This is a genomic window from Streptomyces sp. Ru72 (assembly GCF_002920635.1).
Classification (GTDB): Bacteria; Actinomycetota; Actinomycetes; order Streptomycetales; family Streptomycetaceae; genus Streptomyces.
In genome coordinates this window covers 58,163-70,896 of record NZ_PQSR01000032.1, presented here as the reverse complement: position 1 = coordinate 70,896, position 12,734 = coordinate 58,163, and the positions used below count along the sequence as shown (strand labels likewise).

The 12,734-nt window shown below is 73.5% G+C and carries 7 protein-coding genes; 2 read left to right on the top strand and 5 right to left on the bottom strand.

Annotated elements, in window-relative coordinates; all coding sequences use genetic code 11:
- Positions 1 to 304: 304 nt before the first annotated feature.
- Positions 305 to 853, bottom strand: a complete 549-nt coding sequence (locus C3488_RS17515) for a MarR family winged helix-turn-helix transcriptional regulator (RefSeq protein WP_103840405.1) — start codon at positions 851 to 853, stop codon at positions 305 to 307.
- A gap of 160 nt (positions 854 to 1,013) precedes the next feature.
- Here C3488_RS17515 and C3488_RS17510 point away from each other — a divergent pair, with 160 nt between their 5' ends.
- On the top strand, positions 1,014 to 2,288 hold the full coding sequence (locus C3488_RS17510) for an MFS transporter (RefSeq protein WP_103840403.1): 1,275 nt from the start codon (positions 1,014 to 1,016) through the stop codon (positions 2,286 to 2,288).
- A 19-nt stretch (positions 2,289 to 2,307) separates the two neighbouring features.
- On the opposite strand, the gene C3488_RS17505 is transcribed toward C3488_RS17510, so the two are convergent.
- Both C3488_RS17505 and C3488_RS17500 read right to left on the bottom strand, forming a co-directional pair.
- Positions 2,308 to 3,957: a SpoIIE family protein phosphatase gene (locus C3488_RS17505; protein WP_103840401.1), complete on the bottom strand. Its 1,650-nt coding sequence runs from the start codon at positions 3,955 to 3,957 to the stop codon at positions 2,308 to 2,310.
- A 207-nt stretch (positions 3,958 to 4,164) separates the two neighbouring features.
- Positions 4,165 to 5,562, bottom strand: a complete 1,398-nt coding sequence (locus tag C3488_RS17500; protein ID WP_374955425.1) for an NAD(P)/FAD-dependent oxidoreductase — start codon at positions 5,560 to 5,562, stop codon at positions 4,165 to 4,167.
- A gap of 382 nt (positions 5,563 to 5,944) precedes the next feature.
- Here C3488_RS17500 and C3488_RS17495 point away from each other — a divergent pair, with 382 nt between their 5' ends.
- Positions 5,945 to 6,709: a TetR/AcrR family transcriptional regulator gene (locus C3488_RS17495; RefSeq protein ID WP_103840397.1), complete on the top strand. Its 765-nt coding sequence runs from the start codon at positions 5,945 to 5,947 to the stop codon at positions 6,707 to 6,709.
- Positions 6,710 to 6,866: 157 nt separating this feature from the next.
- Here the strand turns inward: C3488_RS17495 and C3488_RS17490 are convergent, their stop codons facing one another.
- Positions 6,867 to 10,295 carry a BTAD domain-containing putative transcriptional regulator gene (locus C3488_RS17490; protein ID WP_103840395.1) on the bottom strand — a complete coding sequence of 1,143 codons (3,429 nt, stop codon included), beginning with the start codon at positions 10,293 to 10,295 and terminating at the stop codon, positions 6,867 to 6,869.
- Between the two features lie 223 nt (positions 10,296 to 10,518).
- Positions 10,519 to 12,603: an asparagine synthase-related protein gene (locus C3488_RS17485; protein ID WP_103840393.1), complete on the bottom strand. Its 2,085-nt coding sequence runs from the start codon at positions 12,601 to 12,603 to the stop codon at positions 10,519 to 10,521.
- Positions 12,604 to 12,734 lie beyond the last annotated feature (131 nt).

The window sequence follows — 12,734 nt, the reverse complement described above, 5'->3', positions numbered from 1 at the left end:
CCCAGTCAACCGGGCTTGTCCTCCCGGCCCTTGGGCCGTTCCGACGTCTCCGACTCTAGCGGATCTCTCCGGCGATTCCCAATCGAGCGGATCAGGGTCGCCGTACCCAATGGAATCGAATTTCGGGCACGCCGAAATCTTCCCGGTCGGGAGATCGTGCTGAGTGGTTTGTTGCCGCTGATGCGGCGGGAGGTGCTGCCGCAGAACCGTTACGGCCCCGTGGCAACCCGAAGAACCTTACGGATCAGGGGGTGGACTGTCAAGCCTCCCCAACCTGGCACCGCGTCAAACCCTGCGGGCTGCGTCAGTCCAGGTCGCTGAGGCGGCCGCCGGCGTCCGGCTGCGCGTCTTCCACGCGGCGCAGCAGGCGCGTCAGCACATCGCCCAGGACCGTGCGCTCCTCGGGCGAGAGGTCCTGGAGCAGGTCTTCCTCGAAACCGGAGGCAAGGCGCATCGCCTCCAGCCACTTCTCACGGCCCTCGTCGGTCAGCTCGACGATGACACGGACGCGGTTGGCCTCGTCGCGCTCCCGGGTGACCAGACCCTCGCCGACCATGCGGTCGATGCGGTGGGTCATCGCGGCCGGTGTCAGCCCGAGCCGCTTGGCGAGGTCGCTCGGGCCCATGCGGTAGGGGGCGCCGGAGAGGACGAGGGCCTTGAGGACCTCCCAGTCGGTGTTGCTGATGCCGAGCGCGGCGGTCTGACGGCCGTAGGCGACGTTCATGCGGCGGTTGAGCCGGGACAGTGCCGAGACGATCTTCTCCACCTGCGGGTCCAGGTCCTGGAACTCGCGCTGGTAGGCGGCGATCTGTTCGTCGAGGGTCGGCTCGCTCACGCCGGGGGTGTCACCCATGGGCGCAGTATGACACGCGACCGCTTGGCGTTGAACTCCTCGAAGGTGTACTGTTCAAACTCGAAATTTAGCTTCGAAGTCTTCAGGGTTAACCGCTTCAGAGGTAAGAGCTCCGGCTCCCGGTGGCCCGTTCTCAAGGAAGGTGAAAGTGACCAGGGCGATGGGCGCAGCGATGCGCCGGATCCATGTGGGTAACGCACTCAGCGCGTTCGGCCTCGGCTTCACCGTCCCCTATCTGTACGTCTATGTGGCGCAGGTGCGGGATCTCGGTGCTGTGACGGCGGGTCTGGTACTCGCCGTCTTCGCTGTGGCCGCGCTGGTCGTGCTGCCGTTCGCCGGGCGGGCCATCGTCCGGCGCGGTCCGCTTCCGGTGCTGCTCGCCGCCCTCGTCATGGCCGCGCTGGGCTCGCTGAGCCTGGGCGTCGCGGCCGACGCGGTGAGCGTGCTGCTGTCGGCAGCGCTCCTCGGCGCCGGGCAGGCGGTGATGCAGCCGGCGCTGGCCACCATGATCGTGGACTGCTCGGTGGCGGAGACGCGGTCACGGGCCTTCGCGGTGCAGTTCTTTCTGCAGAACCTCGGGCTCGGGGTCGGTGGGCTGATCGGCGGGCACCTCGTCGACGTGTCGCGGGCGGCATCCTTCACGCTGTTGTTCGCGGTCCAGGCCGCGATGTTCCTGCTGCTGGTCACGGTCATGGCGACGGTGCGCATGCCGCGGGCGCCGAGGATCGAGGAGAGGGCGCCGCGGGGCGGCGGGGCCGGCTGGCGGCAACTGCTGGGGAACCGGGCCATGGTTCAGCTCTGCGTGCTGGGCTTCGTGCTGTTCTTCGCTTGCTACGGACAGTTCGAGTCGGGGCTGAGCGCGTACGGCGTGGAGGCGGCCGGGATCTCGACGTCCTCGCTGGGTACGGCACTGGCGGCGAACACGGCGACGATCGTGGTGGCGCAGTTCGCGGTGCTGAAGTTCGTGGAGCGGCGCAGGCGGTCACGGGTGATCGCGGCCGTGGGGCTCATCTGGACCGTGGCGTGGGCTGTCGCGGGGTACGCGGGGCTGGGTCACGGCAGCCGGGAGATGGCGACGGCCGCGTTCGTCTCGACGTACGCGCTGTTCGGACTGGGTGAGGCGATGCTGTCGCCGACGGTCGCGCCGCTGGTGGCGGACTTGGCGCCGACGGGGATGGCGGGGCAGTACAACTCGGTGTTCGCCCTGGTGAAGCAATTGGCGCTGGCGGTGGGGCCGGCGGTGGGTGGTCCGCTCGCGGCGGCCATGCCGGGGCCCTACGTCGTGACGTTCCTGCTGTGCTCGCTGGGCATCACGGTGCTGGCGGTGCGGCTCGGGCGGCTGCTGACGCCGGCGCAGAACCGGCCGTCGTCGGCCAGGAGCCGGGTGGTGGCGCAGGGGGGTGCGTCGGCGGAGCCGGCCTCGGCGCGCACCTGAGACGCCCCGGCCCGGTGGCTCAGGCGTCGGCCTTCGGCAGTGCGAACTCGCACCACACCGCCTTCCCACCACCGGGCGTTCTCCGTGACCCCCAGCTCGACGCGATCGTCGCCACGATCGCGATCCCCCGTCCCGCCTCGTCCGCGGGTTCCGCGCGACGGCGCCTCGGGAGGTGGTCGTCGCCGTCCGTCACCTCGATGATCAGCCGGCGGTCCGTACGGCGCAGGCGCAGCCGCATGGGCGGTGTGCCGTGCTGCAGCGAGTTGGCGACCAGTTCGCTCGCCGCCAGGACCCCGTGGTCGTGCAGGTCCGCGGGGAACCGCCAGCTCGTCAGCACCCCGGAGGCGAACGCACGCGCGCGTGGCGCCGCCTCCACCCCGCCCAGCAGCTCCAGCGCGGCGTTGCGGAACAGCTCGCCGTCCGGTCCCGTCCGCGCCGGGTGCTGGAGGACCAGCACCGCCACGTCGTCGTCGTGGCCCGCCGTGACACCCGCTGAACGGAGGAGGCGGTCGCAGATCACCTGGGGTGTGCCCGTGGCGCCGGCGAGCGCGCCCGCCAGGGCCGTGATGCCCTCGTCCAGGTCGGCGTCGCGGCGTTCCACCAGGCCGTCGGTGTAGAGGACGGCGGTGGATCCCGGTCCCAGCGGTACCGAGCCGGAGGTGTGCATCCAGCCGCCCGTGCCGAGGGGCGGGCCGGTGGGTTCGTCTGCGCGCAGGACGTTGCCGCTCTCGTCGCGCACCAGGATCGGGAGGTGGCCGGCCGAGGCGTACACCAGCCGGCCCTCGTTCGGGTCGTGGACGGCGTAGACGCACGTAGCGATCTGGTTGGCGTCGATCTCCGCGGCGAGGCCGTCGAGGAGCTGGAGGACCTCGTGCGGGGGCAGGTCCAGGCGGGCGTACGCGCGCACCGCCGTGCGCAGCTGGCCCATCACCGCCGCCGCGCGGACGCCCCTGCCCATGACGTCGCCGATCACCAGCGCGGTGCGGCCGCCGCCGAGCGTGATCACGTCGTACCAGTCGCCGCCGACCGCTGCCTCGGTGCCGCCGGGCTGGTAGGTGGCGGCGATGCGCAGGTCGTCTGGTTGTTCGAGTTCCTGGGGGAGCAGGGAGCGCTGGAGGGTCACCGCGGTGCGGCGCTGCTCGCGCTCGCTGGCGCGCAGCCGTTCGGCGGCGTCGGCGTGGTCGGTGACGTCGGCCGCGAAGACGAGCACGCCCCGGGACTTGTCGTCGGGTGCGTCCACCGGTGTGCAGGTGAAGGTGTACGAACGGCCGCCGGGCGCCTTGCGGGACTTGACCGTGCGCGGCTTGGAGCTGCGCAGCACCTGGTCGAGGAGCGGGAGGAGGCCCAGTGCGTCCAGCTCGGGCAGTGCCTCACGCGCGGGTTCGCCGATCGGGCGGGCGCCGAAGGCCGACGTGTAGGCGTCGTTCACGTAGGCGACGCGGTGGTCGGGGCCGTGCACCAGGGCGACGAGGGCGGGGATGCGGTCGAGCACCTCGCGCGCCGGCAGTTCGTCGAGGGCGGGCACGCTCGGCGTGTCCTCGGTGATCCGCTCGGCCCGGGCCACGGGCACGGAGCCGTCCCGCCGGTCCGGTGAGACCGCGTGGTCGGTCCGCGCTGCGGCGCGGCGCTGCGTTCCGGGGAGCCGGGCGCTCCAGCGCGTGAAGTTCACCGATTCCTTGCCTCGTCGTTGTCGTCTCCGGCCGGCTCCGGATCCGGGCGGGGGTCCGGGGGCCAGTCCCCGGGGGTGCGGCGCTGTGGGGAAAGCCTGATGGGTGCGTCAGGGCGAGGGTCGGCCCGCCCAGGTCGTGGACCAGTCTGGCCGACCGGACCGACATCAGTCAGACGTCGGTGTTCCCGGCGGAGTTCCTGGGTCCGCTCAGTTCGACCCCTTCGGGTCTGAAGAATGCTTTCCACCGGCGGCCAGTTCGAACTCCGCACGGGGATGTTCGAGTGAACCGAGCGACACGATCTCCCTCTTGAAGAGGCCTGCCAGCGTCCATTCGGCCAGTACGCGCGCCTTGCGGTTGAAGGTGGGCACCCTGCTGAGGTGGTACGTGCGGTGCATGAACCACGCGGGCCAGCCCTTCAGCTTGCGCCCGTAGACGTGGGCGACACCTTTGTGCAGTCCCAGGGATGCCACCGAACCGACGTACTTGTGCGCGTACGTCTCCAGAGGCTCGTCACGCAGCGCGTGCACGATGTTGTCGCCGAGCACCCTGGCCTGGCGCAGCGCGTGCTGGGCGTTGGGGGCCGTCTCCTTGCCGGGCTCCTCCGCGGTGACGTCGGGGACGGCGGCCGCGTCTCCCGCGCTCCACGCGTGCGTGACGCCGTCCACCGTCAGCTGCGGGGTGCACTTCAGGCGCCCGCGCTCGTTCAGCGGCAGGTCGGTCGCGGCGAGGATCGGGTGCGGTTTCACACCGGCGGTCCACACGACCGTACGGGTCGGGAAGCGGGAGCCGTCGGAGAGGACGGCGACCCGGTCGGCGCAGGACTCCAGGCGGGTCTCGAGGCGTACGTCGATGTTGCGGCGGCGCAGCTCGGTGACGGTGTAGCGGCCCATCTCCTCGCCGACCTCGGGGAGGATGCGGTCGGAGGCCTCCACGAGGATCCACCGCATGTCCTCGGGCTTGACGTTGTGGTAGTAGCGGGCGGCGTAGCGGGCCATGTCCTCCAGCTCGCCGAGCGCCTCCACGCCGGCGAAGCCGCCGCCGACGAAGACGAAGGTGAGGGCGGCGTCGCGGATCGCGGGGTCGCGGGTGGAGGAGGCGATGTCCATCTGTTCGATGACGTGGTTGCGCAGGCCGATGGCCTCCTCGACGGTCTTGAAGCCGATGCCGTGGTCGGCGAGACCGGGGATGGGGAGGGTGCGCGAGACGGAGCCCGGGGCGAGGACCAGTTCGTCGTAGGCGATCTGTTCCGTCTGCCCGGTCTCCTCGCTGGAGAGCGTGGAGATGGTGGCGATCCGCTTGGCGTGGTCGATGGCCGTGGCCTCGCCGATGAGGACGTGGCAGTCCGCAAGGACGCGGCGCAGCGGGACGACCACGTGGCGCGGCGAGATGGCGCCGGCGGCCGCCTCCGGCAGGAACGGCTGATAGGTCATGTAGGGATCGGGCGAGACCACCACGATCTCCGCCTCGCCGCGGTGGAGTTCCGCCTTCAGCTTCCGTTGCAGGCGCAGCGCCGTGTACAGGCCGACGTAGCCGCCGCCGACGATGAGGATGCGCACACACTTCGGGTGTTCGGGGGGCGTGGCCCGGTGGAATGCAGCCGTCACCTTCCCATGAGGCACCCGGCGCCCGATTTTGTCCACAGGCCCGGCAAATTGTGTGACGGGACGGGCGCGTGGGCCAGGGTTGGCCGAATCACGGGCGTGCGGGGAATTGCCGCAGGTCAACAAGGGTGTGAGCGGTTGCTACGGAGGGTGCAAAGGGGGCGAATCCGGCCGGTACTCCGATCGGGGGGCGACCCACCCGGAACGCGCCCCTTCTGAATTGACTCCCGCTCAACTATGTTCGTGCCTTGACGGGGTGTAGGGGGATGCGCTCAGGGGTCCGCGACGGGCGGGCCCGGTCACGTACGACGCCTGTTCCGTACGCTCCGGTTTTCAACAGCGGGGAGAGTCTCCGGGGGGAGACGTCAGGACCGGGGGAACACTTATGCACATTCAGGACTCTCATTGGTCGTCCGCGTCCGCCGTGGCGGCGGGCACGGTGAGCGCGGTGGCGGAGAGCGGACGCGGGGAGGCCGCGCGTACGACGCCGCTGCGTGTGGACGCACAGCGCAATCTGGAGCACGTACTGCGCGCGGCACGCGAGGTCTTCGGCGAGCTGGGGTACGGCGCGCCGATGGAGGACGTGGCGCGACGCGCGCGGGTCGGCGTCGGCACCGTGTACCGGCGCTTCCCGAGCAAGGACGTCCTGGTGCGGCGGATAGCCGAGGAGGAGACCTCCCGGCTGACCGAGCAGGCCAGGGCGGCGCTCGGTCAGGAGGACGAGCCGTGGTCGGCGCTCTCGCGCTTCCTGCGCACATCGGTGGCGTCCGGCGCGGGTCGGCTGCTGCCGCCGCACGTGCTGCGGGTGGGGGTCGCCGAGGAGGGCACGGAGGGGTCCGACGCGGGGTCGGCGGACGGGGCCCGGGTGCCGCAGCAGCGGTCCGAGTCGGCCACCGAGCTGCGGCTCGTGGAGCAGCGACCCGCGCCGGAGCCGGACGACGCAGGAGCGGCGACGCTGCTGGAGGTCGTCGGGCAGCTCGTGGAGCGGGCGCGTGCGGCGGGTGAACTGCGGCCGGACGTCACCGTGTCGGACGTGCTGCTGGTGATCGCCACGGCGGCGCCCTCGCTGCCGGACGCCGCCCAGCAGGCGGCGGCCTCGGCGCGGCTGCTGGACATCCTCCTGGAGGGCCTGCGGTCCCGCCCGGTGTGAGCCCGGGCCGGTCGCCGAGCGCCGCCCGTGGAGGACCGCCGGGGCGCGCCGCCGGGTTCCTGGGGGAGCCGGCGGCGTTCGCGCACCGGGCGGAGGCGCGGCTCGCCTGCGGGCAGGGCCCCTGCCTTCCCCCACTGACCGGTGGTGGTCCGCCGACTCACTGGGCGGGGTGATCCGCGCAGGCGCCCGCCAGCTCGCCCAGCACGTCGTCCGGGGTGAACTCCGTGCCCTTCGCCCGCTCCACGCCGAACCGTGCCCGCCCGAGCGCCTTCAGCGCGGCCGCCTCGGTCCGCTCCGCCTCGACGCGATCGGCCCCGGGGCGTGCGGCGTTCGGCGGGCGCAACCGGTCGGCCGCCGCGAGCAGCCGGACCGCCCGGGCATGCTCGCCCAGGGCGGCCAGGGCGTTCGCCGCGATGTCCACGAGCCCTGCCGTCACCGACTCCGCGCACCTGTTCTCCACCGCCTGGCGCAGCGCTTCGGCGAGCTTGGGCAGTCCGTGGCACGGGCCGGACTCGGCGATGGTGACGAGCGCGTCGACGGCGTTCAGCGCGGCGATGAACTGCGGCGGGGGCGCGTTCCGTGCGGTCTCCACCCGCACGCTCTCGCACAAGGCACGCGCCCGGAGGGTCTCCCCGTCGTCCAGCGCCATCTGTGCGCGCAGCAGGCTCACATACCCGCGGGCGTCGTGCACTCCGTACCGGTCGGCGGCGTCGCCCGCCTCGTCCAGCGCCGCCTGCGCGTCCGCCCGCCTGCCCTCCCGGTAGGCGATCTCGCAGAGCCGGGCGAGCAGGAACGGCGACTCCGCGTACGCCCCCACCTCGTGGGCGAGCCGCAGTGCCTCCTCGTACTCGCCCTTCGCCTCCTCGAAGGAGCCGCGCCCCATCGCCGCCTCCCCGACCGCGCTGGACACCTGGGCGCGCATCCAGCGGTCGCCGACGCGACGGCTGAGCGTGCGCAGTTCGGCCAGGTCGCCGTCGACGTCGCGCAGACCGCCCGGGGAATCGACGAGCATGTGCGCGCGAAACATGAGGGCCACGCCGATCTCCCAGTCACCGCCGTGGCGACGGCAGTTGGCGAGGACGGCGTCCATGGCGTGCCGGACGTCGTACGGCTCGCCCTGGTGGAAGGCGATCAGCCCCCAGAGCATGCCGGGAAACCGGGCCGCGTCGGGGCCACCCGGCTCGAAGGCCGCCCGGACCCGGGCGGTGTACCGCCGGGTCCGTTCGTCCCGCATCGACTCCGCCGGCCGTGATTCCGCGACGAAGAACAGGTGCAGCATCCGCAGATTCATCCGCAGGGCGTGCAGGGGGTGCCGCTCCTCGGCGGCCGGGCGGGCGAGGAACGCTTCGACGTGGTCGACCGCGGCGAGCTCCTCGAGGACGTCGGCGGAGGGACGCCTGGTCGCCACCGGCGCCGATGCCGACGCCGATGCCGATGCCGATGCCGATGCCGGCCACGGTGGGGAGCCGGTCGTGGCGCCGGCATCCAGAGCCGCCCCGAGGCGCAGCACCCGTTCCGTCCATTCCGTGCCCTCCCGCCGGAAGTTGCGCAGCCACCAGAACCAGCCCGTGGCCAGCGCGATCGCTCCGGCCTCCTCCTCGTCACCGGCGGCGATCGCGCGGTACAGCGCGGCCCGGATGTTGTCGAGTTCCGTCTCCAGGCGGCGGATCCACGGCAGTTGCCCCACGGAGCGCAGTTGCGGTTCGGCCTCCTCGACGAGCGCCCGCACCCACGCCCGGTGCCGGCGCTCGGCGGCGGTGCGCAGCTCGGGGGCCTCGGCGGCGCGCTCGGTGGCGTACTCGTGGATCGTCTCGAGCATGCGGTAGCGCATGCCCGTACCGCCGTCCCCGTCGCCCGGAGTCGCTATGACCAGGGACTTGTCGACGAGCGCCCCGATCAGGTCGGCGACGGGGCCGGTGCACACGGCCTCGGCGGCGGCGAGGTCCCAGCCGCCGGCGAAGACGGAGACCTCGCGCAGTACCGTGCGCTCCCGCTCGTCGAGCAGGTCCCAGGACCAGTCGACGACCGCGCGCAGGGTCTGCTGGCGGGGCAGCACCGTGCGGCTTCCGGAGGTGAGGAGGCGGAAGCGGTCGTCGAGACGGTCGGCGATCTGCCGGGAGGTCAGCAGCCGCAGGCGGGCGGCGGCCAGCTCGATGGCGAGGGGCAGGCCGTCGAGACGGCGGCAGATCTCGTCGACGGCCTCCGGGTCGTGGACGGCGTGCGGGTCGGGGCGCACGGCCGCCGCCCTCTCGAGGAAGAGGCGGTGCGCCGGGTCCGGCGGCAAGGGCTCCACCGGGCGGACCGACTCGCCGGGTACGCCCAGCGGTTCACGGCTGGTGGCGAGGATCGTGAGGCCCGGGCAGTGCGTGAGCAGCGTCTCGGCCAGCTCGGCCGCAGCATCGATCACATGTTCGCAATTGTCGAGGATCAGGAGTTCGCTGCGCGGGGCGCAGTACTCGATCAGCAGGGCGACGGGATCGTCCTGCGGCATCGCCAGCTCGTTGGTGATCAGCACCGTCTCGCGCAGCCCGAGGGCGCTGACCACGGCGGCGGGTACCGCCTCAGCCCGATCCAGCGGGGCCAGCTCCGCCAGCCACGCCTGCGGCAGCCCGGCGGCGGCTTCCTCGGCGAGACGGGTCTTCCCGGAGCCGCCCGATCCGGTCAGGGTGACCAGGCGGGACCTGTGCAGGTCCGAGCGGATGGCCTCGAGTTCGCGCTCCCGGCCGACGAAGGAGTTCAGGCGGGGGCGGAGGTTGCCGGTGCGGGGGGCCGTCGGAGGCTTGAGCGGGGTGTGGGGCTGCGGTGAGCTCGGCCCGGAGGACCGGGGAGTGGGCGGCACGGAGGAACGAGCGGATGTCTGCCGGGAGGTCTGAGGGGACAGCAGCTCGGCGTGCAGGGACTTCAGTTCCGGGCCGGGGTCGGTGCCCAGGCCGTCCGCCAGGGCCCGGCGGACGCGTTCATAGGCCGCGAGGGCGTCGGCGCCACGGCCCGTGGCGCGCAGCGCGCGGATGAGGAGGGCGTGGAGGGGTTCGTCGTACGGGTGCGCCGTCGTCAGTTCCGTCAGCTCCGGTACGACGTCGGGGGCGTGTCCCAGACGCAGGTCGGCCTCGATGCGGGCGCGTGTCGCCGTCAGGCGCAGGGCCTCGGGGCGGGCGGCGGCGGTGCGGTCGGGGAGGTCGGCGAGGGCGGGACCGTGCCACAGGGCGAGGGCCGTGCGCAGATCCCGGGCGGCGCTGTGCGGGTCGCCGTCGGCGAGGGCGGTGGTGCCGCGCTGGACGAGATCCTCGAAGACGAAGAGGTCGACGGAGTCACGACCGGCGTCGAGGCGATAGCCACCGGGGGCGGAGGCGACGGCGGTCCGGCCGAGGGTGCGGCGCAGGCGGGCGACGAGGGCCTGGAGCGCGGCGGGGGCGTCGAGCGGGGGCTCGTCCGGCCAGATCTCGTCGATCAGGGTCTGGGGGGCGGTGGTGCGGCCCGGACGGAGGGCCAGGGCGGTGAGGAGGGCGCGGAGACGGGGACCGCCCAGGGGGACCGGGGTTCCTTGGTCGTCCTCTGCTTGGGCCGTGCCCAGGATTCTGTACCGCACCGGGTCATTGTCGCGGGGGTGGGTGCCTCCCCCAAGCTCGTGGAGCAGGGGGGCACCCCCACCCCGTGCCGTCCCCGGGGGTCCCCCGGGCGGTCACGGCACCGCGCGAGGCGCACTGCCCGCAGCCACGGCGGCGACAGCAGCCACAGCGGCCGCCGCTGCCCGCGGCTGCGGTGGCTGTGGCGGTTGCGTCGCCCGCCCCCAGGCACGCCGTGCCCGTGCCCTACGCCCCCGCCCCCAGCGCCCTCCCCCGGGGCGAGATCCCCGCCGGTACCGCGCGTGCCCTTGCCGGGGTTCCCGTCCAGCAGGTGCCTCGGCGGGACAGGAGGCGGCGGAGCCAGAGTTCCAGGGAGACCAGGTCCGCCAGGCCGTCCAGGGGGAAGGGGGCGCCCTCGGCCGTCGCGCGTACCGCCTTGCGGACCACTCGGGCCTCCACCAGGCCCGCTTCCGCCAGCAGGGGGGCGGCGAAGAGGTCGACGAGGGAGTTCGCTGCGAGCCTGAGGCCCGCGCGGGTCGCGGCCGCCGAGGAGCCGTGGGAGGGGGCGCCCCAGCCGGGCGGCAGGGCGCCGACGCCCGCGCCCTCGAGGACCGTGCGGAGGATCGCCGCCCGTGCCCCCGGCTGCACCCGCAGGGTCTCGGGAAGCGCGCGGCAGGCGCGGACGACCTGGTTGTCCAGAAAGGGGGCGTGCAGCCGCTGGGAGCGGATCTCGGCGGCCTGTTCCAGGACGCGGAGGTCGGTGGCGTGTCTCGCCAGTGCGGCACGCGCGCGGTGGTCGCCGGGACGCTGCCCCGGGCCCACGTCCGGCCGGCCCACGGCCCCTTGGAGGCGAACCGATACCTCAGCCAGTGCCTCCCCGGTCAGCCAGCGTGCCGCCGGCCCGGGTCTCGCCCAGGTGAGCGCGGCGAGCGACGCGCCCACGGCACCACCGGGCTCCTCGAACCGCCGCCGCATCAGCCGGTCGGCGAGTGCGTCGACGCCGGCCCGGTACGGCGTGCGGGACAGCTTGCGGGCCGCGCTGTACACGCGCGCGGGGACCATCACCGAGCCGTCCGCCTTCGCGAGCGCGGCCATGGGTCGCACCAGGTGGCGGCGCTTGCGGTCCATCAGCAGGTCGGCGAGCCGGGCCGGGTGCGCGTCGAGGACCTGCCGGGCGCCGTAGCCGGTGAAGTGGTCCGCGCTGCCCGAGGCGAGACGGGCGCGGTGCCGGGCCGCCGTCACCAGGGAGGGGCCCGGTTCGTCCGTCAGTGGGCCCTCCAGGTCGGCGTAGGGGAGCACTTCCTCGCCGCCGGTGACCACCACGTGGTGCAGCCGGGGGTTGGCCGCGAGCGTACCGGCGCGCTCCAGTTCGGCCTCGCGGCCTTGGACGGCGAGGTCGTTGAAGGTGACGGCGAGCAGGCGTTCGCCGGCGCCGGTGCCGTGCCCGAGGATCGTGCCGGGCATGCCCGGCAGTCCGGCCGCGAGGAGGGCCAGGGTGCCGGAGGCGGGGCCGCCGGACAGGTCGGCGCCGATGCCGGGGACGGGCATTCCGCGCGCGGCACGGCGTTCCGCGGGTCCCATGCCGGGCACCGGCCCGGGGTCGAGGTCGGCGCTCGGGACGTGCCGGGGCGCCGACAGACGCGCGCGTACGGCGTCGACCAGGGCGTCGCGCACCGCGTCCACCGCGTCGGCCGCATCCGCAGGGGGTGCCGCGACCGCGAGGGAGGCGACCGGCTCGTACCCGGCGACCTCCCGGGCACCCGCGCGCAGGATCAGCGCGTGCCCCGGCGGGATGCGTCGTACGCCGTCGTACGGGGTGGAGTGGTGCAGCGCTGCCGGTACGTCGGGGGCGGCGAGCAGGGCCGCCAGGTGCCCGAAGTCCAGGTTGGCCTCGATGAGGTCGGCGAGCGGGAGCGCGGCGGTCGCGTAGGCCGTGCCGCCTGCCCAAGGCGTATAGAACACCGGCCGGGCGCCCGCGAGGTCGCCGCACACGGTGATCCTGCGGCCGACCTGGACCACGGCGGTGTAGCTGCCGGACCAGGCGGTCAGATGGCGCAGCGCCCCGCCGCGGGCGGCGAACAGCGCGACGCGCAGCTGCTCGTCGGACGCGCCGCAGGTACCGAGGACCGCGATCCGGGTCCGCGCGTCGGCCTTCACCACGCGCACCTCGTCGGGACGCCAGTCGCCGACCGCCCACAGCGGATCGGGGTCGCCCCACAGGAGTTGGGAGCCGACCGGGTGCACGGTCTCGCCGTCGTAACCGGTGGCGCCGGCCGAGCCGGGGTCGACGGATCCCGCGGCGGTGCTGCTCCATCCCACCAACCACCGCATCGACGCCTCCACAGGCTGTGGACAACCAGTGCACCGTACGAACGGCACCATGCTGCCACGAAGAATCCGCCCCGGAGGGTGCAAGCCACAGCTCGTGCGCCCCGTGATGCGCCCGTGGAGAGCGGCCCACG

What these genes read in the sequence shown, in the direction of transcription:
- C3488_RS17495 (WP_103840397.1), top strand. Translation starts at nt 5,945, where the DNA reads ATGCACATTCAGGACTCTCATTGGTCGTCCGCGTCCGCCGTGGCGGCG.
- C3488_RS17515 (WP_103840405.1), bottom strand. Translation starts at nt 853, where the DNA reads ATGGGTGACACCCCCGGCGTGAGCGAGCCGACCCTCGACGAACAGATC.
- C3488_RS17485 (WP_103840393.1), bottom strand. Translation starts at nt 12,603, where the DNA reads ATGCGGTGGTTGGTGGGATGGAGCAGCACCGCCGCGGGATCCGTCGAC.
- C3488_RS17510 (WP_103840403.1), top strand. Translation starts at nt 1,014, where the DNA reads ATGGGCGCAGCGATGCGCCGGATCCATGTGGGTAACGCACTCAGCGCG.